This window comes from Gordonia sputi NBRC 100414, assembly GCF_000248055.1.
GTDB classification, from domain to species: domain Bacteria; phylum Actinomycetota; class Actinomycetes; order Mycobacteriales; family Mycobacteriaceae; genus Gordonia; species Gordonia sputi.
This window is the reverse complement of the sequence record NZ_BAFC01000049.1, coordinates 20,468-46,056: the sequence shown is the minus strand read 5'-3', so window position 1 is coordinate 46,056 and position 25,589 is coordinate 20,468. Positions and strand designations below refer to the sequence as shown.

Annotated in this window: 26 protein-coding genes; 11 read left to right on the top strand and 15 right to left on the bottom strand. The window is 66.4% G+C overall.

The features are described 5' to 3' along the window. Positions 1 to 71: 71 nt before the first annotated feature. Positions 72 to 1,997, bottom strand: coding sequence for a hypothetical protein (locus GOSPT_RS07670; protein WP_039855142.1), 1,926 nt, complete (start codon positions 1,995 to 1,997; stop codon positions 72 to 74). Positions 1,998 to 2,282: 285 nt separating this feature from the next. On the opposite strand from GOSPT_RS07670, the gene GOSPT_RS07665 reads away from it, so the two are divergent. Next, positions 2,283 to 3,092, top strand: coding sequence for an alpha/beta fold hydrolase (locus GOSPT_RS07665; RefSeq protein WP_005204815.1), 810 nt, complete (start codon positions 2,283 to 2,285; stop codon positions 3,090 to 3,092). On the opposite strand, the gene GOSPT_RS07660 is transcribed toward GOSPT_RS07665, so the two are convergent. The 6 genes from GOSPT_RS07660 to GOSPT_RS07635 all read right to left on the bottom strand — a co-directional run bounded on the left by GOSPT_RS07660 (position 3,063) and on the right by GOSPT_RS07635 (position 8,886). Next, a complete protein-coding gene (locus GOSPT_RS07660; RefSeq protein ID WP_005204814.1) occupies positions 3,063 to 4,658 on the bottom strand; it encodes a carboxylesterase/lipase family protein in 1,596 nt (531 codons plus the stop codon). The genes GOSPT_RS07665 and GOSPT_RS07660 overlap by 30 nt on opposite strands. Positions 4,659 to 4,724: 66 nt before the next feature. Then, a complete protein-coding gene (gene rlmB, locus GOSPT_RS07655) occupies positions 4,725 to 5,678 on the bottom strand; it encodes a 23S rRNA (guanosine(2251)-2'-O)-methyltransferase RlmB (RefSeq protein ID WP_005204812.1) in 954 nt (317 codons plus the stop codon). 27 nt (positions 5,679 to 5,705) lie between these two features. Continuing rightward, a complete protein-coding gene (cysS, locus tag GOSPT_RS07650) occupies positions 5,706 to 7,094 on the bottom strand; it encodes a cysteine--tRNA ligase (protein WP_039855140.1) in 1,389 nt (462 codons plus the stop codon). Between the two features lie 11 nt (positions 7,095 to 7,105). Beyond that, positions 7,106 to 7,615, bottom strand: a complete 510-nt coding sequence (gene ispF / locus GOSPT_RS07645) for a 2-C-methyl-D-erythritol 2,4-cyclodiphosphate synthase (protein ID WP_005204808.1) — start codon at positions 7,613 to 7,615, stop codon at positions 7,106 to 7,108. Between the two features lie 64 nt (positions 7,616 to 7,679). Then, positions 7,680 to 8,375: a 2-C-methyl-D-erythritol 4-phosphate cytidylyltransferase gene (ispD, locus tag GOSPT_RS07640; protein ID WP_005204807.1), complete on the bottom strand. Its 696-nt coding sequence runs from the start codon at positions 8,373 to 8,375 to the stop codon at positions 7,680 to 7,682. A 22-nt stretch (positions 8,376 to 8,397) separates the two neighbouring features. Continuing rightward, on the bottom strand, positions 8,398 to 8,886 hold the full coding sequence (locus tag GOSPT_RS07635) for a CarD family transcriptional regulator (RefSeq protein ID WP_005204805.1): 489 nt from the start codon (positions 8,884 to 8,886) through the stop codon (positions 8,398 to 8,400). A 428-nt stretch (positions 8,887 to 9,314) separates the two neighbouring features. Here GOSPT_RS07635 and GOSPT_RS07630 point away from each other — a divergent pair, with 428 nt between their 5' ends. Together GOSPT_RS07630 and radA are read left to right on the top strand one after the other, a co-directional pair. Beyond that, positions 9,315 to 9,947 (top strand): copper chaperone PCu(A)C domain-containing protein, encoded by a 633-nt coding sequence (locus GOSPT_RS07630; protein ID WP_005204803.1) that lies wholly within the window; start codon positions 9,315 to 9,317, stop codon positions 9,945 to 9,947. Positions 9,948 to 10,115: 168 nt separating this feature from the next. Next, positions 10,116 to 11,495 carry a DNA repair protein RadA gene (gene radA / locus GOSPT_RS07625; protein ID WP_039855138.1) on the top strand — a complete coding sequence of 460 codons (1,380 nt, stop codon included), beginning with the start codon at positions 10,116 to 10,118 and terminating at the stop codon, positions 11,493 to 11,495. 20 nt (positions 11,496 to 11,515) lie between these two features. On the opposite strand, the gene GOSPT_RS07620 is transcribed toward radA, so the two are convergent. Further along, positions 11,516 to 12,064, bottom strand: coding sequence for a PaaI family thioesterase (locus GOSPT_RS07620; RefSeq protein WP_005204798.1), 549 nt, complete (start codon positions 12,062 to 12,064; stop codon positions 11,516 to 11,518). Between the two features lie 66 nt (positions 12,065 to 12,130). On the opposite strand from GOSPT_RS07620, the gene disA reads away from it, so the two are divergent. The 3 genes from disA to GOSPT_RS07605 all read left to right on the top strand — a co-directional run bounded on the left by disA (position 12,131) and on the right by GOSPT_RS07605 (position 14,973). Continuing rightward, complete coding sequence (gene disA, locus GOSPT_RS07615) at positions 12,131 to 13,231, top strand: DNA integrity scanning diadenylate cyclase DisA (protein ID WP_005204795.1); 1,101 nt, start codon at positions 12,131 to 12,133, stop codon at positions 13,229 to 13,231. A 63-nt stretch (positions 13,232 to 13,294) separates the two neighbouring features. Beyond that, entirely contained in the window at positions 13,295 to 14,350 is a 1,056-nt protein-coding gene (locus tag GOSPT_RS07610; protein ID WP_005204794.1) for a DNA polymerase III subunit beta family protein, read from the top strand. A 20-nt stretch (positions 14,351 to 14,370) separates the two neighbouring features. Then, entirely contained in the window at positions 14,371 to 14,973 is a 603-nt protein-coding gene (locus GOSPT_RS07605; RefSeq protein WP_005204792.1) for a hypothetical protein, read from the top strand. On the opposite strand, the gene GOSPT_RS07600 is transcribed toward GOSPT_RS07605, so the two are convergent. Both GOSPT_RS07600 and GOSPT_RS07595 read right to left on the bottom strand, forming a co-directional pair. Further along, positions 14,898 to 15,647, bottom strand: coding sequence for a hypothetical protein (locus tag GOSPT_RS07600; RefSeq protein WP_005204790.1), 750 nt, complete (start codon positions 15,645 to 15,647; stop codon positions 14,898 to 14,900). The genes GOSPT_RS07605 and GOSPT_RS07600 overlap by 76 nt on opposite strands. A gap of 130 nt (positions 15,648 to 15,777) precedes the next feature. Beyond that, entirely contained in the window at positions 15,778 to 16,503 is a 726-nt protein-coding gene (locus GOSPT_RS07595; RefSeq protein ID WP_005204789.1) for a carbonic anhydrase, read from the bottom strand. On the opposite strand from GOSPT_RS07595, the gene GOSPT_RS07590 reads away from it, so the two are divergent. Together GOSPT_RS07590 and GOSPT_RS07585 are read left to right on the top strand one after the other, a co-directional pair. Further along, on the top strand, positions 16,502 to 17,395 hold the full coding sequence (locus GOSPT_RS07590; protein ID WP_039855136.1) for an iron-sulfur binding domain-containing protein: 894 nt from the start codon (positions 16,502 to 16,504) through the stop codon (positions 17,393 to 17,395). The two genes, GOSPT_RS07595 and GOSPT_RS07590, sit on opposite strands and share 2 nt — an antisense overlap. A 103-nt stretch (positions 17,396 to 17,498) precedes the next feature. Next, positions 17,499 to 18,692: a hypothetical protein gene (locus GOSPT_RS07585; protein WP_005204786.1), complete on the top strand. Its 1,194-nt coding sequence runs from the start codon at positions 17,499 to 17,501 to the stop codon at positions 18,690 to 18,692. A 4-nt stretch (positions 18,693 to 18,696) separates the two neighbouring features. Here GOSPT_RS07585 and GOSPT_RS07580 read toward each other — a convergent pair whose 3' ends face one another. Next, a complete protein-coding gene (locus GOSPT_RS07580) occupies positions 18,697 to 19,563 on the bottom strand; it encodes an alpha/beta fold hydrolase (RefSeq protein WP_005204785.1) in 867 nt (288 codons plus the stop codon). Between the two features lie 50 nt (positions 19,564 to 19,613). Here GOSPT_RS07580 and GOSPT_RS07575 point away from each other — a divergent pair, with 50 nt between their 5' ends. From GOSPT_RS07575 to GOSPT_RS07565, 3 genes are all read left to right on the top strand, one after another. Further along, positions 19,614 to 19,922, top strand: a complete 309-nt coding sequence (locus tag GOSPT_RS07575; protein ID WP_005204783.1) for an antibiotic biosynthesis monooxygenase family protein — start codon at positions 19,614 to 19,616, stop codon at positions 19,920 to 19,922. Between the two features lie 64 nt (positions 19,923 to 19,986). Then, positions 19,987 to 20,598: an LON peptidase substrate-binding domain-containing protein gene (locus GOSPT_RS07570; protein ID WP_005204782.1), complete on the top strand. Its 612-nt coding sequence runs from the start codon at positions 19,987 to 19,989 to the stop codon at positions 20,596 to 20,598. A 144-nt stretch (positions 20,599 to 20,742) separates the two neighbouring features. Continuing rightward, positions 20,743 to 22,236, top strand: a complete 1,494-nt coding sequence (locus GOSPT_RS07565) for an aldehyde dehydrogenase (RefSeq protein ID WP_005204780.1) — start codon at positions 20,743 to 20,745, stop codon at positions 22,234 to 22,236. A gap of 20 nt (positions 22,237 to 22,256) precedes the next feature. Here the strand turns inward: GOSPT_RS07565 and GOSPT_RS07560 are convergent, their stop codons facing one another. The 4 genes from GOSPT_RS07560 to GOSPT_RS07545 all read right to left on the bottom strand — a co-directional run bounded on the left by GOSPT_RS07560 (position 22,257) and on the right by GOSPT_RS07545 (position 25,585). Continuing rightward, the gene (locus GOSPT_RS07560) at positions 22,257 to 23,027 is read right to left on the bottom strand and encodes a glucose 1-dehydrogenase (protein WP_005204778.1); all 771 of its coding nucleotides are present in this window, start codon (positions 23,025 to 23,027) and stop codon (positions 22,257 to 22,259) included. 69 nt (positions 23,028 to 23,096) lie between these two features. Further along, a complete protein-coding gene (locus tag GOSPT_RS07555; protein WP_005204775.1) occupies positions 23,097 to 23,867 on the bottom strand; it encodes an SDR family NAD(P)-dependent oxidoreductase in 771 nt (256 codons plus the stop codon). 258 nt (positions 23,868 to 24,125) lie between these two features. Further along, positions 24,126 to 24,785, bottom strand: coding sequence for a hypothetical protein (locus GOSPT_RS07550; RefSeq protein WP_005204773.1), 660 nt, complete (start codon positions 24,783 to 24,785; stop codon positions 24,126 to 24,128). Further along, positions 24,785 to 25,585: an Rv1363c family protein gene (locus tag GOSPT_RS07545; RefSeq protein ID WP_231894777.1), complete on the bottom strand. Its 801-nt coding sequence runs from the start codon at positions 25,583 to 25,585 to the stop codon at positions 24,785 to 24,787. Before GOSPT_RS07545 ends, GOSPT_RS07550 begins: the two co-directional genes overlap by 1 nt. Positions 25,586 to 25,589: the final 4 nt, after the last annotated feature.

Sequence of the window (25,589 nt, the reverse complement as noted above, 5' to 3'; positions counted from 1 at the left end):
AATCGACCTACCCGCGCTCCGCGATTCCTCCGACGACGCGCCGGAGGAATCCGCGGGTGCCTCGGTGACGGTCATTGCGCGCTGTCGTCACCGGTGTGTCGACGCCGTAGCAGCTTGAGTCCTGCGGCGACGATCAGGAACAGGATCACGGCTCCCAGAATCACCGCCACGACGACGAGCCACCCGAGCGGATGATCGTTCGACGTCTCGTCGTGCGCGACTGCGTTGGCGTCGACGGTGATCGGGTCGCGCCCCGAGATCTTCAGCGCGGCGTCGCCGGACGCGTCCGAGGCGTTGCCGGTGAACCAGCGCAGGAGGTCGTCGAGGTCGGCGGCATCGTTGGTCGAGCTCGCGACCAGCATGCTGCGGTCGTCGGACCGCGTCACCTGCAGCGAGCCGAACTGCACCTGCGGATTCAGCGTGACCTTCGATTCGGCGCCCGACGACGAATGCACGGTGACCGTCCCCGACTTCTGCGTCACCGGCAGCGCGACGCCATCGGGGAGCCCCTGCCCGTCGGCGGCGATCAGGACCGCGGGCTGTGTCGACGACGCGGCGTCGGACATCGACACCACGTCGACGCCGAGCGGCACCGCGGACAACCGCTGCATCGTCGTCATGATCGAGACCGCACGCGCGACGTCGGGGACGTCGCCCTTGGTCCACGCGAGTTGTGTGCGCGGCATCAGCGCCTGCGGCAGTGACCCCAGCCCTGCCGGGACTGGCGGATCAGCAGGCGAACTTCGTATCTCGCCGGCCGCCGAGACGCTCAGCGACCCGCGGGTTCCGTTGCCGCAGCCCTCTTTGACGTCGCCCCGTTCGAGCGTGACGATCAACCCGTTGTACCTGCTCAACGCATTGTTGGGCAGGTCGACCCACTGGTTGAACGCGCCCGAACCGTCGGGCTTGATCGTCGCGATGACACGATCACCGAGCCGCACCGACACCACCGGCGACGATCCGTTTGCCGCCGGTGTCGCCGTCCCGATGAGCTGCACACGGATGTCCTTCGACGGCCTGCCCAGGCGGGTCTGGTCGATCCCGAGTGTGATCGACGGCCACGCCGACGACGTGACGATCTGATCGGTGATGCCCAGATCAGCCAACGTCTGCACCTCGGGGGTCAACTGCGGGGCGTCGTGCAGCGGACCGGCTACCGCGGAGGAACTCTGCGCGATCGCCGACAGATTCGAGGTCAGAGCTCGCGCCTGGTTCGTCAGCTCGTTGGCCGGACCACCGATCACGAGGTAGGCGGCACCGTTCTGGTTCTCGACACTCAGCCCGGCGGGCGCCGCACTGCTGATCACGATCTGACGTTCGAGCGAATCCGGTTGACCGCTCGGCACGAGCGAGCCCGCACCCAGGGATGCGACGTCGATGTCGAAGTCGGCCGTGCCGTAGTTCGACGCGACCGATGTCGCCAGACCGACCGCGGCCGACGCCTCGGCGGTCGTCGGCTGCTGCGGCACGAAGACGGTGAGTTTGCGCAGGATTGGGGGAAGGAACTCGGCGACGCTACGCGGGATCGCCTCGCGCCCGGTGAACGAGAGCGTGGTGTCGCGGATGCGGAAGGCGTTGTCCGGGTCGAACTGGCAGATTCCGCTCACCGTCAGATACGCCCGCAGCGTGATGTCGGCGGCATTGCGGGCCACTCGTACGCCCGCCAGCGACAGTTCGATCGGCGAGTTCGGCGCCGGATTGATCGGCGTCCGCGAGATCACCCGGTCACCCTGCACTACATCGACCGTCCCGCCGGTGACGAACGGCGGCACGTCGGTGAACCCGCGCAGTTTGTCCGGCGCCAGGTTCTGCGGCACCGGAATCGACAAACTGACCTGCGACTGCTGGCCCGCGAAGGTGATATCGGAAGCCGCCCCGATGGACCACAGACCCAGCGGCGGTGGCGTATCGCCCTGCGCTGCCAACGCGTCGCCGACCCCGGACAACGACAGCACGGCACACAATGCCGCGGCGATCACCACAATGCGACGGCACATGCCCACTCTGCACACCCAATCCCCCGTGACGGGAACTCCACCTGTCTCGCCTGAATAATCTTGCCGGAAGCACTTGCACGTTCGAGGCTAATGCTGCTCTGATCTGGCTGTCAGCGAACGCATATCAGCGTGTCAGCGTCGGGACCGGCGACCTGCAGCATGTGTGCCGCCGTTGCAGTTTCGAGGCCTTTCCGTGTCCAAACCCCCCGCAGCTTCTGGAAGCATGGGCCGCATGTTCAACGGCAGTTGTCGCCGCCTGGGAGGGTTGGCCGGAGAATCGAGCGGATGATCGACACGCACTTCCGCAACGTCCCGCCGAGTGTGGGTGACCGCGTCGACGGGGGCACATTCGTCGACATCAACGGCGATCTGCTGTGGCATTTTCAAGGTGGCGACCCGATGGGTCCGCCCACCGTGCTCCTGCACGGCTCGTTCTCGTCGGCGTCGAGCTGGGGCGCACAGTTCGGCGATTTCACCGACGCAGGCCTGCGCCTGTTCGTGCCCGAGCGCAGCGGCCACGGCCACAGTCCCGACTATCCCCGCCCCTACACGTTCGCGTCGATGGCCGACCAGGTCATCGCCTACCTGGAGAACGTCGTGCGCTGCCCCGCGAACATCGTCGGCTGGAGTGACGGTGGCGTGATCGCGTTGATGATCGCGCAACGTCGGCCCGACCTCGTCGCCAGAATCGTGATGACGGGTAGCTACGTCAATCGTCGCGGACTCACGGTTTCCGCACTGACCGACCGCTTCGACGAGGACGACGAGGGAGTCGTCGCGTGCCTACGGGACAGCTTTTTGCACGACGACGCGGAATCCGACGTCGTCTTCGACAAGACCGTCGCGATGCTGCGCTTCGAGCCGGATTTCGAGAGCACCGACTTCGCGTCGGTGGCAGCCCCGACCCTCGTCATCGCCGCTGACTGCGGCATCGTGCGTGTCGAGCACGCCGTCGACCTTGCCGCGACCCTGCCGAAAGGACGGCTCGCCGTCCTCCCCGGAACGCACATCCTGCCGCTGGAGTCGCCGCACCTGTTCAACCCGCTGGTGCTGACCTACCTGGCGTCAGATCCCCCGAGCAGCGTCGAACTCTGACTCGATCAGGCCATCGTCGACGATCAGGCCGGTCCCCCGATGCCACGCGAGTCTGCGTTCGCCGTCGGGATCGGCTTCGACGTGATCGCTCCGGTCGATGACCAGGATCTCGCGGTCGTCCTCGAAGTAGCGCGGCCAGTCGTCGCCGGGGACGCCGGTGCGCGCGAAGGCTCCCCACCTCGACTGCACGTCGGCGGTCACACGCGCCACGGCACGCCAGTCCCCGACGCTCAGCGGTGCACCGAGAGCCGAGCGGTAGGCACCGAACACCGCGAACAGTTCGGTCGCGTGCGTCGCTCCGACGCCGAGCTTGTCGAGCACCTTGGTGAAGAAGTCGTAGCGGTAGGTGTAGGTCGGCGCGACCCGACTGTGCCCGTCGGCGTAGGCCACCGCTGGGGCCCAGAAGGTCGCGTCGGCCGACAGTCTCAGCCGTTCGCCCGGACCCGCATAGAGCGCGGAGATCTGCTCGCGGGCACCCTCGTCCTCGACGCGCAGGAGCATGCGCTCGGCGTCGGGAAGCATGTTCCACAGCTTCTCGAAGAGTTTGCCCTCGTCCCGGTTGCCGCCGACGATCAGCGGAACCGCATGTGTTTCGCCTGCTCGCGCCGCGTCGACCGGTAGTTTCGGCAGCAGCGCGCTGCCCGCGACGGGTGCGAACGGTACCGGTTCCGGGGTCTGCGCCCTGGAGGCGAAGCGCATCAGCCGATTGCTCGCCCGGAAGATGTCCTCGGTGCTCGCGCCGTCGAGGAGTGCGCGCGCAGCGACGGGATCGATCGGGTCACCGCGGTCGTCGAGGTCTGCGCTGCGACGCTCCGGGTCGCGCAGCAGGCGCAGGAACTCGTCGGCGAACGTTGTCGCGCTCGGCTTGCTCACGACGAGTTCGGGTGCGGGGCTCTCGGCGATCGCGCGCGCGAACAAACCCTTGGCTTCCGGCGTCGCGAGCAGCGTCAGCACCGCCGATCCGCCCGCACTCTCGCCGAACACCGTCGTGTTGTCCGGGTCGCCGCCGAATGCCGCGATGTTGCGCTGTACCCAGCGCAGCGCGGCGAGCATGTCCGACAGGCCCGGGTTCTCGTCGAAGGTGCGATCCGGCGTCGAATACCCGCTGAAATCGAGCATCCCGAACGCCCCGAAGCGGTACTGCACGGTGACGACGACGACGTCCTGCGTGCGTGCGAGCGCCGAGCCGTCGTAGAGCGGAGTCGCCGCGGTGCCGAGGATGTATGCGCCGCCGTGGATGAAGACCATCACCGGGCGCGGCGTCGACGACTGCTCCTCGGGAGAGAAGACGTTGAGTGTCAGGCAGTCTTCGCTGGTCGGGGCGTAGCGGCCGGGACCGGTCGCCGTGAATCGACGTTCCTGAACGGCGGCATTGCCGAATGCCGTGCAGTCGCGCACGCCAGGCCACGGCGCCACCGGCTGTGCGTCACGGAAGCGGCCCTCGCCGACGGGAGGAGCCGCGAACGGGATGCCCTTCCAGCTGATGGTTCCGCGTCGAGCGCGCCTTCCCCTGCGGCCCCCGACCAATCCGTCGGTCGTGGTCACGATGGTCTCGATCAACGTCATTGCCCCAACCTAACGAACGTCGGGAGACCACGGTCACACAGGTCCGATGCGACACGCGCTGTCGGGCTACTGCTGACGGCGCTGGCGCGCGAACTCGGCGAGCACCACACCAGCGGCGACCGACGCGTTGAGGCTTTCGACGTCGCCCGCCATCGGAATCGAGAGGATCGAGTCGCACGTCTCGCGCACGAGCCGCGACAACCCCTTGCCCTCCGAGCCGACGACGATCACGGTCGGACCGGTGCCGTCGTAGTCGTCGAGCGTCACGTCGCCCTCGGTGTCGAGGCCGACGATCTGCGCGCCGGTCTCGGCCCACTCCTTGAGCGTGCGGGTCAGATTCGGGGCCTGCGCGACCGGCAGCCGCGCCGCCGCGCCCGCACTGGTCCGCCAGGCGACCGCCGTGACACTCGCGCTGCGGCGCGCCGGAATCACCACACCGTGCCCACCGAATGCTGCGACCGAACGGATCACCGCGCCGAGATTGCGCGGATCGGTGATGTTGTCGAGCGCGACGAGAAGCGGCGGGGTGCCCGACTCCATGGCATCGCGCATGAGGTCGTCAGGGTGCGCGTACTGGTACTCGGGCACCTGCAGCGCGACGCCCTGATGCAGGCCGTTGGCCGACATGCGGTCGAGTTCGGGCTTACCGACCTCGAGGATCGCGATGCCCTTGTCCGCTGCGAGTTTCACCGATTCGGCGACGCGGTCGTCGGGTTCGCTGTTGACCGCGATGTAGAGGGCCGTCGCGGGAACACCCGCGCGCAGACACTCCAGTACCGGGTTGCGGCCGAGCACGTACTCCGGTCCGTCGTCTTTGCGACGCGGATTCGGCCGTCCCGCAACACTTTTCCCGGCAGCCTTCGCCTTCTTGTGTGCGGCATGGTACGGCCGGTCGACGGCCTTGGGTGTCGCGCCACGGCCTTCGAGACCGCGTCGACGCTGCCCACCGGAGCCGACGGTTTGCCCCTTCTTACTGCCCGATTTGCGCACTGCGCCACGGCGTTTGGAGTTTCCGGCCATCGTTGTCGTCCCGTCCGCTTGAATTGCTTACTTGCCCTTGAGCGCCCAGGTGGGGCCGTCTGGGGTGTCGGTGACCTCGATACCGGCCTCCGACATGCGATCTCGCACAGCATCGGCCGTCGCCCAGTCCTTGTCGGCACGCGCCTGTGCGCGCCGACCGAGTTCCGCGTGCACCAGTACGTCGAGCGCCGACATCGCATCGGTCTCGTCGGAGCCTTCCAACCAATGCTCGTCGAGAGGATCGACGCCGAGCACACCTATCATCGCGCGCACCGACTCTGCCGCGGCAAGCGCGGCGGCACCGTCGCCCGCTTCGAGAGCGGTGTTGCCCTCGCGCACGACGTTGTGGATCGTCGCCAACGCGGCGGGCACGCCGAGATCGTCGTCGAGCGCCGCGGCGAAGTCGGGGTGCACCTGTCCGACGGCCACCTGTCCCACGCGCGAAACAACCCGTCCCACAAAGGATTCGATACGCCGATATCCCGCAGCAGCCTCGGTGAGCGCGCCGTCGGAGTACTCGAGCATCGACCGATAGTGCGCACTTCCGAGGTAATAGCGCAGTTCGACGGCCCGTACGCGCTGCAGCATCGCCGGGATGGATACGACGTTGCCGAGCGACTTGCTCATCTTCTCGCCACCCATGGTCACCCAGCCGTTGTGCAGCCAGTACCGGGCGAACGGATCGCCCGCGCCGTGCGCCTGCGCGATCTCGTTCTCGTGGTGCGGGAAGATCAAATCCATTCCACCGCAATGGATGTCGAACTCGGGACCGAGCAACGACGTCGCCATCGCCGAGCATTCGAGATGCCAGCCGGGCCGTCCCGGACCCCACGGCGTCGGCCACGACGGCTCGCCTGGTTTCGCGGCCTTCCAGAGGGTGAAGTCCTGCGGGTTGCGTTTGCCGGTGCCCGCACTCTCGCCCTGGTGCATGTCGTCGAGCTTCTGTCCCGACAGCGCGCCGTAATCGGGGAGGCTCCGGACGTCGAAGTAGACATTGCCGTCCGACGCGTAGGCGTGTCCGCGCGCGATGAGTCGCTCCATGTACTCGACCATCTGCGTCACGAAGCCGGTCGCGCGCGGTTCGGCCGACGGCGGCTGCACCCCGAGTGCGTCGTACGCCTTCGAGAACTCGCGCTCGTGCGTCGCGGCCCACTCCCACCACGGCCGCTCCGCTTCGGCGGCCTTGCGCAGGATCTTGTCGTCGATGTCGGTGACGTTGCGGACGAACAGGACGTCGTCTCCCTTGTACTCCAGCCAGCGGCGCAGCACGTCGAATGCGATGCCGCTGCGCACGTGACCGATGTGGGGAACGCCCTGCACCGTTGCGCCACACAGATAGATCGTCACTCGGCCGGGGTGCAGCGACACGAAGTCGCGCACCTCTCGAGCAGCGGTGTCATGTAGGCGCAAGGTCACGACGTGCGATTCTACCGGTCGCCCCGCGTGGGCTCCGCCCCGGTGAGCAGGGTCGGAACCGCCTCGGTCACCAGCGCCGTCGCCACCGCAGCCACTCCCTCGCCGCGGCCGGTCATCCCGAGACCGTCGGTTGTGGTCGCCGACACCGACACCGGGGCGCCGAGTGCGTCGCCGAGGACCTGCTGCGCTTCCGCACGTCGCGGACCGATCTTGGGTGTGTTCCCGATCACCTGCACAGCGGCGTTGACCACGACGAACCCGTCGTCGGCGAGCAATTGGGAGACGTGCGCAAGCATCGTGACGCCCGACACCCCGTCCCATTCGGGCCGTCCGGTACCGAATACGGAGCCGACGTCGCCGAGCCCTGCCGCCGACAGCAGGGCGTCGCACAGCGCGTGCGCACCGACGTCGCCGTCGGAATGCCCGGCACATCCGGGCGTGTCGGGAAAGAACAGCCCGACCATCCAACACGGAACGGTCGGGTCGAGTGCGTGGGCGTCGGTGCCGATGCCGACTCTCATCGAGGAACTCCTGCAGTCATCGGGCGTCGTTTCATCGAGCACCGTCTTGTCACCGTGCGCAATCTCATCGTGCGACCTCTTGCACCAGATCGCGCGCGATGCGTAGGTCCCACGGCGTGGTGATCTTGAAGGCCAGCGGGTCGCCCGCGACGACGTGGACGTCGATGCCGATGCGCTCGGCGAGTCCGGCGTCGTCGGTGGCGAGGCCGGAGTCGTCTGCGTGCGCTGCGATCAGCGCGTCGCGGGTGAAACCCTGTGGCGTCTGAATGGCGCGAAGTGGTTCGCGGTCGACGGTGTCGAGGACCCGGCCAGAAGCGTCGACGCGTTTGAGTGTGTCGGCCACCGGCAGTCCGGGCACCACAGCGCGATGGCCGGCGAGTACGGCATCGACGACCGCGCGAAAAACGCGGGGAGGTGTGAACGGCCGCGCGGCGTCGTGCACGAGCACGATGTCGGTGTTGCCACTCACCGCAATACCGGCACGCACCGATTCGGAACGGTGCGCACCACCGGGCACAACAACTGCCGACGGGACGAGCGCTGCAGCATGCTCGACCAGATCTGCGGGAACGACCACGACGACCTCGGCGTTGATGTCAGCGTCGAGGACGCCGTCGACACAACGCTCGAGGATCGTCGATCCGCCGAGATCGACGAATGCCTTGGGCTGGTCGAGTCCGAGTCGGGTACCCGAACCGGCCGCAGGGATGATGACGCTGGTCAACGGTCCGCCGAATATCGGCTTGGTCCCTTGGGCCACGTCGATCAGTAGCCGGTCGGCGTCAAGACGCCGCGGCCAGCACCTCGTCGAGGATGCTGGTGGCCCTCTCGTCGTCGGTGTTCTGTGCGAGCGAGAGCTCGTCGACCAACACGCGACGGGCGCGGGTCAGCATGCGCTTCTCGCCAGCGGACAAGCCACGATCCTGCTCGCGGCGCCACAGGTCGCGCACGATCTCGGCGACCTTGATGATGTCGCCGGAGATCAGCTTCTCCTGATTGGCCTTGAAACGGCGGGCCCAGTTGGTGGGCTCCTCGGTGTGGGGCGCCCGCAGCACCTGGAACACCTGGTCGAGTCCCTCTTCGCCTACGACGTCACGGACGCCGACATACTCGAGCTTCGTCGAGGGAATCTGGACTGTCATATCACCATCGGCAACCTTCAGAACGAGGTATTCGATCTGCTCACCTTTGATGGTCCGGGTAACGATGTCTTCGACCCGGGCAGCACCGTGATGGGGGTAGACAACGGTGTCGCCAACTTTGAAATTCAATGTTCCGTGCCCCTTTCGAGTAGGCCCAGTCTAGCACGGGGGTCATTTGGGTCACATCCAACGGTGCAGGTCAAGGCACTACTACTAGGCCGGGAGCCCCCGACTTTCACCGTTGCAGCAGGTGAGCGGGTGAGGCCATAACAGCCTCGACGACAACGCGCAAGGGCTCGCTCCACAGCTCCTTGCGAGAGTGTTTTCGACGCCCCGCCCGCCCGCGTTCGAGGCACGCGAAATCCGGCTCGCAGATACCAATCCGGTACCCCGTCGGGCTTTTGGCACGCCCGCCCACTACGCTGCGTAGTGCAGGGTTCGCGCCAAGCGATTTCGGCCTTTCGATTACCTGGGAGGAACGGGTGTCTGTGTCATCGCAGAATGAGGCAACTCGGAGTGGGACAACTCGGAGTGAGTCGAGCCATCCGACTCGTCGTGTGCGTCGGTTCGCCGAAGCCACAGCCATCGCAGCAGTCGGAATCGCGATCGCGTTCGGGACGACCGGCTGTGGCGCCGGACAGATCTCGCAGACGTCGAATCAGCTGCCCGCCGTCAACGGCAACAACGCCAGCCTCGGCAGCATCGAACTGCGCGACGTGCAGATCGTCTACCCCACGCAGAACGCTGCGTCGGTCTTCGACAACGGCGGCCCCTTCGAGCTGTCCTGGGTGATCGCCAACCAGAGCGAAATCGACACCTACCGGCTCACCAACGTGACTGCCGAGCAGGGCACGGTCACCCTCAAGGACCGCTACGACCTCCAGCCGGGCAAGGCGCTGCGCGCGGGCGAACCCGCCGCCCTCGTCAAGGATTCGAGCATCACCGACGAGAAGCGCATGTCCGCGACTCTCGACGGCACCGGAAAGTCAGTCGCTGTCGGGCTGACCACCAAGCTGACCTTCACCTTCGAGAAGGTCGCCGCCAACGGCTCCACCTCCCCGGTCGGCTCGGTCACCGTCGACACTCCCGTCGACTCCGGCACGCTGCTCACCCGCCAGGACAAGGTCCGCGAGGCCGAGGCACCTGCCGACGAGCACGCCGAAGACGCACCGAACGTCCTGCCCAACTGACTCCTTTCGCAGCTCCGCTCGCGTTGGCCGCGGTTCACGCTCACCGGCTTCCTTCCGGCTTATCGAATTCAATGAGCGGGAGGGAAATGGGTGAGCGTCACGGCCCCTCCCGACACATCCCGGTCGGCATGCCGAGACGTGTCGGTGGCCTGACCTAGGCTCAGATTCGTGGCAAAACCCAAGTCGACGTTCCGCTGTTCCGCGTGCGGCCATTCCGTCGCGAAGTGGGTGGGGCGCTGTCCAGAGTGCGGCGAGTGGGGCACCGTCGACGAGGTGGCCGCACTTCCCGCCGCGACCGCCGCGCACAGCGCTGTCGCGCCGTCGAGTCCGGCTGTTCCGATCACCCAGGTCGACGCGGCGTCGTCGAACGCAATCCCCACGGGCATAGCCGAATTCGATCGTGTTCTCGGGCGCGGCGTCGTGCCCGGATCGGTGATTCTGCTCGCGGGCGAGCCGGGCGTCGGAAAGTCGACGCTGCTTCTCGAAACGGTCAAGCATTGGGCACGCGGCGGGCGTATCGCGCTGTACCTCACCGGCGAGGAGTCGGCAGGGCAGGTCCGGTTGCGCGCCGAACGTACCGACGCGGTTCACGAAAACGTCTATCTCGCAGCCGAAACCGACCTCGCCACGGTCCTCGGCCACGTCGACGCCGTCCGCCCGTCACTACTCGTGATCGACTCGGTGCAGACCATGGTCGCGACCGGAACCGACGGCGTGACGGGCGGTGTCACGCAGATCAGGGCTGTCACAACGGCACTCGTCTCGCTGGCCAAGAATCGCGGGATCGCGGTCATCCTCGTCGGGCATGTCACCAAGGACGGCAACGTCGCCGGACCGCGCTCACTCGAGCATCTCGTCGACGTCGTGCTGTCGTTCGAGGGCGACCGCCACACGTCGTTGCGTATGGTGCGTGGCATCAAGAACCGGTTCGGCTCCGCCGACGAGGTCGGCTGCTTCGAGCAGCGCTCCGACGGCATCCATCAGGTCTCCGACCCGTCGGGAATCTTTGTCCACCAACATGATTCGGATGTGAGCGGATCGTCGTCGATCGTCGCGATGGACGGCAAGCGCGCGCTCGTCGGCGAGATCCAGGCGCTGCTCGCCGAGTCCAAGATGGCCAACCCACGGCGGGCGGTGTCCGGTCTGGATTCCGCACGCTCCGCGATGGTCCTCGCCGTGCTGCAGGGTCGGGCAGGGTTGCCGCTGGGCGAGAAGGAGATCTATCTGTCGACGGTCGGCGGGATGAAGGTCACCGAGCCCGCCGCCGACCTCGGTATCGCGCTCGCGGTGAACTCCTTCGTCACGAACAAGCCGACGCCGCGCACCACCGTCGCGATCGGCGAGGTGGGCCTGGCCGGAGAGGTTCGTCGGGTCTCGGCGGTCGGACGTCGGGTTGCCGAGGCCAAACGGTTGGGCTTCACGCACGCGATCATCCCCGCGGGCTCCGACGACCCGCTACCCAAGGGCATCCGGGTGACGCGAGTGTCGGGTATTTCCGACGCCATCAGCGCGGTCACGATCAGAGATGTGTCCCGCGCACCGTTCTGAGGCTCACGGAGTATTCGACATCACGGGCGCGACATGCGCTGCTTGTACTCGTCGGCCATCGCGCTGTTCTCGACGTGCTCGGCGAAGTGCTGCCGTGCGTCGATGGTCACAAAGATGCTGTGGCCGACGACGACCGGCTGCGAGGGGTCGCCGAGATGGCCGACGGCCTCGACGTAGACCTTGCGACGCTGCCTACCGAGGATGTCGGCCCGCAGGTACAGCGTCGAACCGATCGGGACCGGGGCGACGAAGTCGACCTCGAGGTGCACCGTGACAGCGGACGGTCCGATCAGCAGCGGGACGGTCCCCATCACCTCGTCCATCGCCGTCGACAGGATGCCCCCGTGGATCACACCGGGGCCGCCCTCGAATCGCGGCTCGACAAGCATCGACGTCTCGACAGCGAACCCGTCGGCCGCGCGCACCTCGAGATGCAGTCCCTGCGTTGACTCGGCGCCACAGCCGAAGCACAGCGGATTGTGCATGCGGATCGGCTCCCCAGGTGCAGCCGCTTTCGGGTGGCGTTGCAGCGGGTCGAGGTCGGTGGGCACCACGAAGTCACGTTTCACGTGCGGTTACCCTAGTCTGCGACGGACCGTGACCTTCACTCGCGGCCGCGAGAAGGGACGCAAGCCATGAGCGACACCGCGCGAACCGAGCCTGGAACACGCTCGGAACTGATGCGTGAGACGCTCGCTCGCGTCGCGCCGGGGACCGGACTTCGGGACGGGCTCGAGCGCATCCTGCGCGGCGGCACCGGTGCGCTCATCGTCATCGGACACGACTCCGACGTCGAGAAGATCTGCGACGGCGGGTTCCACCTCGACGTCGAGTTCGCCCCGACACGTCTACGCGAACTGGCCAAGATGGACGGGGCCGTGGTGCTGTCCACCGACGGTAAGCGGATCGTGCGCGCCAACGTCCAACTCGTGCCCGACCCGTCGATTCCGACAGAGGAGTCGGGCACGAGGCACCGGTCGGCCGAGCGCACAGCGATCCAGACCGGGCATCCGGTCATCTCGGTGAGTGCGTCGATGTCGATCGTCAGCGTCTACGTCGACGGACTCCGCAAGGTGGTCGAGAGCCCCGACCCGATCCTCTCGCGCGCCAACGTCGCGCTCTCGACGCTCGAACGCTACAAGGCGCGGCTCGATGACGTCAGCGCTGCGCTGTCGCGCGCCGAGATCGAAGATTACGTACTGCTCCGCGACGCGATGTCGACAGCCCAACGCATGGAGATGGTGCGTCGGGTCTCGGCCGAAATCGACGACTACGTCCTGGAACTCGGCGTCAACGGCCGACAAGTCAGCCTGCAGCTCGAAGAGCTCATCGCCGAGAACGACACGATGCGTGAACTGCTGGTCCGCGACTACTACGCCAGCCCGGAGCCCGCGACCACCGAAGAGGTACGCGGTTGCATCGAGGCGATCGAAGCGCTGTCCGACGCCGACCTCCTCGATCTTTCCCTCCTCGCGGGCGCATTCGGTTACCCGACGACGATCGAGGCGCAGGACACCGCGATGAGTCCTCGCGGCTACCGCCTTCTCGCGGGCATCTCGCGCTTGCAGTTCGCACACATCGACCGCCTCGTGCGCAGCTTCGGGACGCTGCAGGCGCTTCTCGCGTCGTCGGCCGCAGACCTGCAAGCCATCGAAGGCATCGGCGGCATCTGGGCCAGGCATATCCGTGAAGGACTGTCGCGGCTCGCGGAGACCAGCATCGAGCGGTTCGACTAGCCGATCCACCTCGGCCCAGAGCCGCCTTGACCTTCGAGTGGGTCGAGACTCGATGATGTTCGAGTGAATGACACGGAACTGATGTCGATCGGCGCGTTCGCCGAGCTCGCCGGAATCACGACCAGTGCGCTGCGGTTCTACGACGACGCCGACGTGCTCCGCCCCCACCGCGTCGACCCGGCGTCTGGGTATCGGTTCTACAGCAGGTCGCAGTTGACGCGCGCCACGCGGCTGCGCGGGCTCCGTGCAATCGGGATGCCCCTGCCGACAATCAATCGGTTCTTCGAGGCGACCGCCGAGCAGGCCACGAAGCTCATCGACGAGCAGGTTGCCAAGGTCAACGCTGAGGCCGACGAGATCGCCCGTGCCGCAACAACTCTCAAAGCTTCGCTCGACGATGCAGCCTGCCACCCACTCTGCGCGGTCGCTGGCCCGGTCCTCGCTGCGGCAGTCCATCAAGTCTTGACCTCCACCGCCGACGACCCCGACTTCGCTGTCCTGCGCGGCGTACGCGTCGAGGTCGACGCCGACGGAATCTCGCTGACCGCAACCGATCGCTATCGGCTGACCACCCGAACGTTGGTGGGGAGCCGTCTGCCGACGGCGGACCACCCCTGGGCGGCGACCGTCGCCGGCGAAGACCTCGCGGCGTCGACCTCCCTGCTGCGCCGCAGTCCGTCAGTGACGCTTGACGCCTGCGCCACGACCCTCGATTTACGCGCGGCCGACGGCAACGCGACACATTGCCGCCTGCTGACCGCAGACTTCCCCGATCGCTCGGCATTACTCGACTCTCTCGCCCCTCCGACGCATCGCGTCACCGTCGGGACCCGACAGTTCCTGAAAGCCCTGGAGCGAGCATCGGAGAAGGTCGGTCTGCGTGTCGCCGACGGCCGGGCCATCCTGCTCCTGCCCGACGAATCCACACGACTCGACGGCACGTCGACGGGCCACGACATCACAATCTGGTTCGAGCTGACCACCCTGTACCCGGCGCTGAGCAACGCACTCGGCAGCGACGTGATCCTCGACCTTCGCTCTACCGATCAGCCGGCCACCGTTCGCTCAGCAGACGACGGCGACCTCACGACGCTCGTCATGCCCTGCAGGCCCAACTGACCCCCGAACCGAAGGAGCGCATGGACACGATGGACGCAACCACCACAACCGACCCGACGATGGATGCGATCAGCAAAGCCGTCGCCCTCGGGCACACGGGTGACGCGGCGTCGGCGCAGCGCGATCTACTCGAGATCTGGGACCGCATCGGTGCCGCGGGCGATCCGTTCCACCGCTGCACCCTGGCTCACTACCTGGCCGACCTCTACGACAATCCCGCGCAAGCCTTGGTCTGGGACATCCGCGCGCTCGACGCCGCTGCAGCACTCACCGATGAGCGCACCGGGCAACATCACGACGGACTTCGTGTCGCAGGCTTCTACCCGAGCCTGCACCTCAACATCGCCGACGATCTCCGCCGCCTGAGCGCATTCGACGCCGCGGCCGAGCACATTCGCACCGCAGAGCGGCACGCGGCAGCGCTGTCCGACGATGCCTACGGTGACATGATCCGCACGGCCATCGTTGAGGTCGGTGCGGCCATCGAGAGCAGGGATACCGATCCCAGAGCGTCGGCACTGGCGTCGCCGGCTGAACCCGCAGGACGCTACTGCTGCGCCGGCGCCACGACGTTGAACGTGATCGGCGCCGATTCCTTCTCGCCCATCTTGCCGATCGCCTGATACGACCCGACCGGCACCTGGACGCGCGGCTTGTCGCAGCCGGGGTTGCTCGTCGTACCCGACCAGGTGATGGTGTCCGTGGCTTGCTGCTTCGGTTGCAGCACGACGTTGTTCACGTCTTTCAGCGGCGAGCAATCCTGCGCCGACCACAGCGTGCGCGTGCCGTCGAGTGTCCTCACCACAACATTCTGCGCGGCCTTCCCGACGTCGCGGGTGCACGCGGTCAGACCCGCGTTGGTGGTGACGATCGTGAACACCGGCTGATCGCCGACCGTGTAGGTCGGCTTGTCGGTGTAGAGCACCACGGCGATGTTCTGGTCGGGGCACAGCGGAGTCCCGTTCACTCCCGTCGCGGGAGCCGGGACGTCTCCGGAAGCCTGCGACGCTCCCGGCTGACCGGACACGCCCGCAGCATTGTTTCCGCCGCTACCGCCGCCACCGTTGCCTGCCCCACCGGACGGGGCTTCCGACGACTCCGACGATCCGTACGCGGGCGTCGTCGTTGTCGAGATCGACGACGACGACGCGGCTTTCGACGGCGACTTGTCGCCTCCGGAGGTGGTCCACACGATCAAACCGATGACCAGGGCAAGCACGGCCACACCGACACCACCGGCGACGATACGACGACGCCAATAGATCTCAGATGGCAACGGGCCCTGCGGTTCGATCACGCATCCACGCTAACGGCCACGTTCTATACGACGGCTGACCCGAAGCGGCGTGTCGCTGAGAAAAACGCGCCTGACCGGCGCAAAGTCTAAAGGTTGACTTCAGCTGCGTGATCCGCGAGCCGCGTGAGCGTCACGCAGACGCGGCCTCGTCGACAGCTGGAGACACTTCATGTGCGACAGCTGGAGACGCTTCGTGTGCGCCCTTGTGGCCATTTCCAGCAGTATCGATCTCGACGTAGCTCTGGCCGATGTCGCCGTAGGCACCCTGCAACTGAACGGCTCCCTCATTGAGCGCGTACGTCAGTCCGACGATGGCCAGCTTTCCGTTGGCCACCCGATCGGCGATGATCCGACTGCGCTGCATCAGCAAGCGGCCGGTTTCGACGACGTGTCGCGCCTCGAACTCGTCGACCCTGGTCAGCCCCTCGCTGCGACCCGCGAGGATGCTCGGCGTGACGCGTTCGACCACGTCGCGGATGTAGCCACCGGGAATCTGCAGGTCGTCGAGAGCGTCGAGCGTCGCCTTGACCGCTCCACAGCTGTCGTGACCGAGGATCACGACGAGCGGCACCTCGAGCACCTCCGCGGCGTACTCGAGTGAGCCCATCACCGCCGAGTCCACAACGTGGCCCGCAGTGCGAACCACGAACATGTCGCCGAGACCCTGGTCGAAGATGATCTCCGCCGCCAGTCGCGAGTCGGCGCAGCCGAACAACACGACGTGGGGGTGCTGGCCTGCGACGAGACGCGCGCGGTCCTCGATACCCTGACTGGGATGCTCAGACTCTCCGTTGATGAAGCGCCGGTTACCTTCGCGCAGAACGTCCCACGCCTGTTTCGGGGTCAATCCGATCATGTCGTTTAGTCTGCCACCTCAAGTGCTGCTGGGCTGGTTCGACGCCAATGAGCGCGACCTGCCATGGCGCGAACCAGGGCTTTCGGGCTGGCAGATTCTCATCAGCGAGATTATGCTCCAGCAGACACCCGTGGCCCGCGTCGTCGAACCGTGGCGTGCGTGGGTCCGACGCTGGCCCGTCCCATCGGCGATGGCAGCCGCGTCGCCCGGCGACGTCCTGCGGGCGTGGGGAAAGCTCGGCTATCCGCGTCGTGCACTGCGCCTTCACGAATGCGCGCGGGTGCTCGCCGCCGATCACGACGACAGGGTCCCCGACGACGTCGCGACGATGCTCACTCTGCCGGGCATCGGCGACTACACCGCCCGGGCAGTCGCCTGTTTCGCCTACGGCCAGTCGGTTCCCGTCGTCGACACCAACGTCCGGCGCGTTCTCGCGCGTGCTGTCCACGGGCGTGCCGAGCCCGGCAATCCGTCGAAGAGAGATCTCGCCGACGCCGAGGCCGTGCTGCCCCGCGATCCCGACGGCTCCTATGCGTCGTCGACGCCGCGTTTCAGCGCCGCACTGATGGAGCTCGGCGCCCTGGTCTGCACGGCGCGGAACCCCGACTGCGCGCGGTGCCCGCTGTCGTGCGCGTGGGTCGAGGCGGGCAAACCCGCCCACACCGGCCCGCCCAAGCGCGTGCAGAAGTTCGCGGGTACCGACCGTCAGGTCCGCGGACTGCTACTCGACGTTCTGCGCGGCACCGAGGGGCCGGTCGTCCGCGACCGACTCGACATCGTCTGGACAACCGACACAGCACAGCGTGACCGGGCTCTCGACTCACTTCTCGTCGACGGCCTGGTCGAAATCACCTCGGACGGCCGCTTCTGCCTGGCAGGCGAGGCGGGCTGAGCACACCCCTCGCCCAAGCGGCAGATCAGCCGGACCACGACACGGCCAGCAATATGTCGTTCGTACTCTTCAACTGAGCCCCAAGGGTTGCTAGCTTTGCCTGATGACTGAGCCGCCGAACGAATCGACGCCTTCCGAATCCAACCCGAATGAGCCATACGGGACGAACCCCACGCCGGGCCAACCCCAGTACGGACAACCCCAGTATGGCCAACCCGCACCCGGCCAACCTCAATACGGGCAACCCGACCTCAGCAAGCCCTCGACCGGCCAGCCCCCGACCGGTCAACCCCAGTACGGGCAGCCGCCGACCGGCCAGCCCCAGTACGGGCAACCCCAGTACGGGCAGCCCCAGTACGGGCAGCCTCAGTACGGGCAGCCCCCGACCGGCCAGCCCCAGTACGGCCAGCCGCCGACCGGCCAACCCCAGTACGGCCAGCCGCCGACCGGCCAACCCCAGTACGGCCAGCCCCAGTACGGGCAACCGCAGCCGGGTTCGGTTCCCCCCGGCGGTACGCCACCTCCCGGCCAGTTCGGTGCCGCACCCGGTTACCCGGCCGCACCCGCACCCGGCGCTCCTGGCACCCCGTTCAGCGTCGGCGAGAGCTTCAGTTGGGCATGGAGCCAGTTCAAGGCCAACCCCGGCCCGATGATTCTGCCCGGCGTGATCATGGCTCTCGTAGCACTTGTGTTCTGGTCATTGATCGTCTGGGGTTCGTCGCTTTACACGACCACCACCACCGAAACACTCGGCGGCTCCGAATACGGCGGCACCAGCTACAGCTACGAGACCACGTCGATCAGCGCCGGAGGGCTCGCCGCATTCATCGCCATCTACATCATCGGGCTTCTGATCCTGCTGTACATCGAAGCAGCGATTCTCTCCGGCGCGGTACGTGTCGCCAACGGAGAATCCGTCGACGCCAAATCGTTCCTGGTGCCCATCCGCTTCGGCCCCGTCATCGGCACGGCAATCCTCGTCGGACTCATCACCGGCGTCGCCTCCCTGTGCATCGGTATCGGCGGCCTCATCGCGGGATTCCTCCTGCAGTTCGCTGTCCTCGCGACGATCAGTGAGGGCAAATCGCCAGGCGACGCCATTACTCGTTCGTTCAGGGTCACCACCAACAGGATCGGCGACTCGATCCTGACCCTGATCATCGTGTGGCTCACCAACCTCGTGGGCGCCCTGATCTGCGGCATCGGCCTGATCGTGTCGGCACCGCTCGCCGCACTGTTCCAGGTGCACGCGTTCCGTCGCATCGTCAACGAGCCGATCGCGCCGCCCGCTCCCTGAGCAGCTACCGATACGGCAACGCAGAGAGAAACGCTTCGACGGCGCCCCGGAAGACCTCCGGGGCGTCGTCGTGTATGAGGTGACCTGCGCCGCTGATCTGGATGTGAGCGGAGTGGTCGTTGATCGACGCCATCTTCCGCATCTGCCCCTCGGGCGTCACGGTGTGCTCGGCTTCGATCAGCAGACTCGGCACCGGAACGCTGCGCCACTGATCCCAGAAGTCGCGTTCACCCCACTCCTGCGCGATCGCGGCCCAGGTTGCGAGCTGACCGTGCAACGCGCCGTCGTCGAATGCCTCGTAGAAATACCGTCCCGCGACGTCGCCGAACATCTGCCTGGCGTGTCCGAGTGAGCTGAACCGGTCGGGCCAAGAGTCGAACCAGGGCGTCCACTCGGCGGTGGTGCGGCCACGGAAGTCCGGCGCCATGTCTTCGACGACGAGCGCGCTGACCAGTTCGGGGTACTCCGCGGCGGCGCACCACGCATGCAGCGCGCCCATCGAATGTCCAACCAGCACAGCGGGTCCGAGGTCGATCCAGGTGAGGATCTCGGCGAGGTCGGCGACGAATCGTTCGGTGGAGACCTCCGCGGGATCGGAGATGAGCGCGGCGTCGGCTCCGGTGTGAAATGCGGCGTCGAACGTGAACACCCGGCCGTACCTACGTAGCCAGGGAATCTGCCGCCGCCAGGTGCGGCCACGCCCCATGAGTCCGTGGAGCAGCACGATCGGCCCAACACCGAGCGCGTCCGCCGACTGCTGCGCATCGAGGCCCCGGTCCGGACCGCCGTGATCGAGCAGGCCCGTCTCAGCCGTCACATACCCCGCCTCCGACGTCGGATATCCCGCCTCGGGCGTCGAATATGCAGTCACAGTGAATGAGGTTAATCCGACGCACAGACATTCCGAACTAGGCTGAGGACATGACTGTTGTGAAGATCAACGCGATCCATGTCCCCGAGGGCTCAGGGCCCGAACTCGAGAAGCGCTTCGCACACCGCGCGCACTCGGTCGACGGCTCGAAGGGCTTCCTCGGATTCCAGTTGCTGCGCCCGGTCAAGGGCGACGACCGCTACTTCGTCGTCACGCAGTGGGAGACCGAAGAGGATTTCCAGGCATGGGCTGCCGGTCCCGCACGCGAGGCTCATTCGGGTGAGCGCGCGAAGCCGGTTGCCAGCGGCGCAGACCTTCTCGAGTTCGAGGTCGTCCTCGACGCGAAACCCTCTGCCTGACAATCCCTTTCACACCGGATAGACGATTGCCCACACGGAGAGTGTGAACATGAGCGCACAACCCATGTTCCCGCTCGGCACAGCGCTGCTGCCGGGTGAGGTGCTTCCGCTGCGGATCTTCGAACCGCGCTATCGAACGATGCTCGACGACTGCCTCGCCGTCGCCGACGGACCGCCACGTTTCGGTGTCGTTCTCATCGCGCGCGGTTCGGAGGTCGGCGGCGGCGATGTGCGCCACGACGTCGGAACCTTCGCGGCAATCGACCGCGTGAGCCGCGACCCGGGCGGACTGTCGTACGTCCATTGCGTCGGCACCAGACGCTTCCGGGTGACCGAATGGTTGCCCGACGATCCGTACCCGCGCGCCGAAGTGTCAGTCCTCAACGAGCCGAAGACCAACGCCGCGGCCCGTGCCGACTCGATCGCGCTCGGAGTCCGCATCCGTGAGATCGTCGTCGACGCCTACACCCGGCGTGGCACACCCATCCCCGACGACCTGCCTTCGTTCGACGACGCCGACCTCGACGACGCCGGGCTCTTCGGCTGGGCAGCCCGCCTTCCGATCGGCGCCGCCGACCGACAGTCACTCCTCGAAGCACCCGACACCCCCGCGCGGATCGCGATACTCGACGACGCCGTCGAGGGATTCGCCGCCCGCATCGCCTTCGATTCCTGATCTCGACACCAGAGTTAGAACGTGTTCTAGTATTGGATGTGCGGTGGTTCACACCTGTCCGCGCCCCTCCCCGAAGAGTGTTCAGCAATCTCCAGAGCACAGCGGAGTCGAGGGAAACATCGGGTACCAACTTCAGGAGCACGCATGACCCAGACCGTCGAACCTCGTTCCTCGAACGAGGCAGGCACATCCGACGACCGGACCGAGCTCTACATCGGCGGCACGTGGGTGAAGCCCCATTCGACCGAGATCCTCGAGGTGTTCTCGCCCGCGACCGGCGAGCGAGTCGCATCCGTTCCGCTCGCCGACGAGGTCGACGTCGACACGGCTGTCCGTACCGCTCGCGCCGCCTTCGATGCTGGCGTGTGGTCGCAGAAGTCTCCGGAAGACCGTGCAGCCGTGCTCGATCGCGTGGCCGACATCATCGACGAACGCGCAGAAGCGATCTCGGCTCTGGTGTCGTCGGAGATGGGCGCCCCGCCGAGCGCCGTCGACATGCTGCAGAAGCTGCCCGGCACCGGCGTGCTGCGCTCGTACGCCGAGGCCGCACGCAACTACGCCTGGATCGAGTACCGCAACGGCCTGTTCGGCACCACGCGCATCACGCGTGAACCGGTCGGGGTCGTCGGCGCGATCACCGCATGGAACGTCCCGCTCTTCCTCGTCTGCAACAAGCTCGGCGCAGCACTCGCGGCCGGCTGTTCAGTGGTGCTCAAACCTGCACCGGAGACACCGCGGACGGCCAACGCCGTCGCCGAGATCTTCACCGAGGCAGGCGTTCCCGAGGGAGTCATCTCGATCATCCCCGGCGGACCGGACACCGGCAAAGCACTCGTCGCGCACCCGGACGTCGACAAGATCACGTTCACCGGGTCGACGGCCGCCGGTCGGCAGATCGGCGCCGCGTGTGCCGAGTCGCTCAAACGCTGCTCGCTGGAGCTCGGCGGCAAGTCGGCGGCAATCGTCCTCGATGACGTCGACATCAACAACATCGGCATGATGGTCTTCCTCGGCCTGTTCAACACCGGACAGGCGTGCGTCGCGCAGACCAGGGTGCTGGTGCCCGCGAGCCGCAAGGACGAGATCGTCGCGGCAATGGTCGAGGCAGCCAACGCCATGAAGGTCGGCCTGCCGAGCGAACCCGACAGCCAGCTCGGACCCGTCATCAACAAGCGCCAGTTGGAGAAGATCGAGGGCTACATCGCCAAGGGCAAGGAAGAGGGAGCCACCGCGACCCTCGAAGGCGGCCGCCCCGAGGGCCTCGACTCCGGCTACTTCCTCACCCCGACGATCTTCACCGACGTCACCAACGACATGACGATCGCCCAGGAAGAGATCTTCGGCCCGGTGCTGTCGGTCATCACCTACGACGACGTCGACGACGCGATCGCCATCGCCAACGACTCCGACTACGGTCTGGCGGGCACCGTGTGGACCGCCGACGTCGAGCGCGGCATCGAGATCTCCGAGAAGATCCGCACCGGCACCTTCGGGATCAACTTCTACGCCATCGACCCCGGCTCACCGTTCGGTGGCTTCAAGAGCTCGGGCATCGGCCGCGAATGCGGGCCAGAGGGACTCGAGTCGTTCGTCGAACACAAGTCGACGATGATGCCGATGGGCTATCAGGTCTCCTGACTCGAGTCCCAGGCTCGGGTTTACAGCAGCGAGCTCACGAATCCGCCGTCGAGCACGAGGCTGCTGCCGTTGCACCACGACGATTCGTCCGAGGCAAAGAAGGTCACCGCAGCAGCTACTTCTTCCGGCGTTCCGTAGCGTCCCTGCTTCTGCGCCATGACTGCGTCGAAGCCGCCTTCGGGTAGTCCGAGGGCGGCTTCGAACAGTGGAGCCGCGGTGGTGACCAGTTCCGTATCGATGAAGCCCGGCAGCACGGCGTTGACCCGGATTCCGTGCGCCCGGAACTCCGCGGCTGCGGTCTCGGTGAGGTTGCGTACTGCAGCCTTGGCCGCGGCATACGGCGCGATCAGCGCGGAGCCCGCGGTCGCGGTGATCGAGCTGATCGTCACGATCGACCCTCCGCCGGACGCGATGATCGCCGGTGCGGCGTAGCGGATCGAGAGAAACACGCCGTCGAGGTTGACCGAGGTGGTCTTGCGCCAGTCCGCGTACGACATCTCCGCAATCGGCTGCACGGAACCGACCCCCGCGTTGGGAACCATGATGTGCAGCCCGCCGAAATGCTCCTGCGTGTCGGCGATCAGTTGCTGCACCTGCGCCTCATCGGTGACATCCGTGGTGCACGCGATAGCGCCGTCGATCGAGTACGCGACCGACTTGGCGGCGTCGGCGTTGATGTCGGAGACCACCACACGCGCACCCTCCTCTCCGAACCGTCTGGCGATTGCGGCGCCGAGTCCTGCGCCCGCTCCGGTGACAACGGCAACGCGGCCGTCCAGCTTCTGTGACATGAGTTGGTCCTCTTTCTCTACTGGTGGGACGTTTTCTACGTATAGGTCGGAGTGAGTCGAAATACGAAGTCAGACAAGGGAAGCGGTGAGCCCGCCGTCGAGCACATAGTGGCTTCCGGTTACCCAACTCGCGCGGTCTGATGCGAGGAAGCACGCGACCTCCGCGATGTCTTCCACGGTTCCGAGACGTCCCTGCTTTGCGGCGACGAGGTCACCGAAGGGGGCGTCGGTCGCCGCTTCGAACTCGGGGGCGAGCCGGTCGACCATGGACGTATCCGCGAATCCGGGACAGACGGCGTTGACGCGAATTCCGGTCTGACGGAGTTCGACCGCGAACACACGGGTGAGCTGGATGAGCGCCGCCTTGGTGGCGCAGTACGAGCCGAGCAGCGGACTTCCGCCGACCCCCGCGACCGATGCGATGTTGACGACGTTGCCCTTGCTTTCGGCCAGCGCGGGCACGGCAGCCTTGGTGGCCACGAACGGTCCACGGACGTTCACCGCGAAGATCTTGTCGAAGCTGTCCGTCGACTGCACTGCGAGCGGTGCCGCGATCTCGATGCCCGCGTTGTTGACCAGCACATCCAGCCCGCCGAGCAGTTCCTGCACCCGAGCGATCGCGTCGACGACGCTCGCCTCGTCGGTCACGTCGCAATTGGCTACGCCTGCCGCACTCAGATCGGCTGCTGTCTTGTGAGCCGCGTCCTCGTCGAAGTCACTGATCACCACCTGGGCGCCGCGGCTGATCGCCAGCTCGGCGATTCCCCGCCCGACACCGCGCGCAGAACCGGTGATGAAAATGCGCTTACCCTGCAATTCCGAATTGGACACTTCCGACATCAACACGAACCTCTCTCGAATCTGTTGGCGCTGCACAACAGGTGCGACGACATCACCGATAGGTGCCTGAATTCGAGGACTGCATCGTGCTTCATCACGAAAGTCGTTGCGGCGGGCGCTAATTCGCGGAACTAGCCGCTCGACGCCGCCCTGCTGTGTGCCACACGACACTATCTATGCCGGAGTGACCTACACCATGTCCTCCGGACATGAAGTCCACGGACAGATTTGGCTCGTCCGCACAAAGGGGTGTTACCACTAACCAGCGGGTGGTGCCGACGATTCGGTGGGAGCGTCAGGCGACGGACTCGGTGCCGGACTTGCCGATGACGGCCCGGGGAGCGGGACCGCACCTGCCGGCGGAGTCGATGTCTGCTCGATACGACTGCGGAACGAGTCGTCGGTGATGATCTCGATCTTCTCGATCATCCAGGTGTCGTCGTGGCGGACCATCGAGAACGTCAGTCGGCTCGGGTCCACCCGCACGAGGTCCTTACCGTTGCGGCTGACCGACTGATTCATGAAGAGCAGCACCGTCGAGGTGTCGCGTGTGTTGGTCACGACGCCCGCGTCCTGGATGACGGCCTGAGAGACGACGCGCTGCTTGCGCACTCCCTCGACAAAGTTGTCCTTGTCGTCGGGCAGCGGCTGCGCGATCAGCCTGTCGTACTCGGTCTTCGCCGATCCGATGACGACGTTCTTGGACCGCTGCACGTGATCGGCGACGTTCACCGGGTCGTAGCCGAACATCGTCGTCGCGTAATCCCTTGCCGCAGACAGTGATGACTCACGCGAGTCCTCCGTGGCACGAGCGTCGAAGTACCTGAATCCGAGAAACCCGGTCAGCACGGCACACGCCACCGCGATGACGGCGAGTCCCACTCCGACGAGGCGTCGCGTCGTGATTGCGGTCGCCATCAGACCACCCACTCGAAGTTGGTCATCTTGAGATCACCGTTGATCCGTGTGATGTCCACTCGCCAGCGGAACGTCTGAATAACGGTCTCCTGCTTGGGATCCTGCGACTTCATCTCCCACCCGTACACGACGATCACCGAGCCCTCGTCGTCGGTCGCCTTGGTGACCGCGTCGGTGATCACCGACGACGTGACGGTCTGATTCTGGGTACGGATCAGGTCGGTCACCTGGGCCATGGACTGCTTGATCCGTTGCTGCGCAGGGCCACTCGTCTTGTCCTGCACTGTCTGCAACGCCTTGTCGACGTTGCCGGGGTTGAGCGATGTCAGGTCGATGGTCATCTGACGCGCAAAGCCCGAGTACGACGCTCGCAGCTCGTTGTGGTGATCGAGCCGACTGGTTCCGACGGCGAAGAAGGTCGACGCGACGACGCACGCGACGATGAACAGCGCGCACACCACACCGGCGACGACCCACTTGCCACCTGCTCCGCGACCCACTCGCGCGCGACGTTCCACCTGCCGGCTCGGCGTCGAACCCTGCCTTTTGGCGCGGCGTTCGCGGTAGCTGACCGCGGATTCCCCGGCGGGTTCGGCGGTGCCCCCGGCGGGTTCGGCGGTGCTCTCGGCAGTTTCCTCGGCGGCCTCAGCGGGCTCCACAGCGCTCTCAACGGCCTCGGCTTCGGCGGTGTTCTCGTCGAGTTGCTCCGGTGCCGGCGCGCTCTCGGCGGGCTTGATCGGTTCGCGCTTGTTCTTGCGGCCCCGGCGCAGCGGTGCCGAGCGCACCGGTTGAGCGCCCACCTGC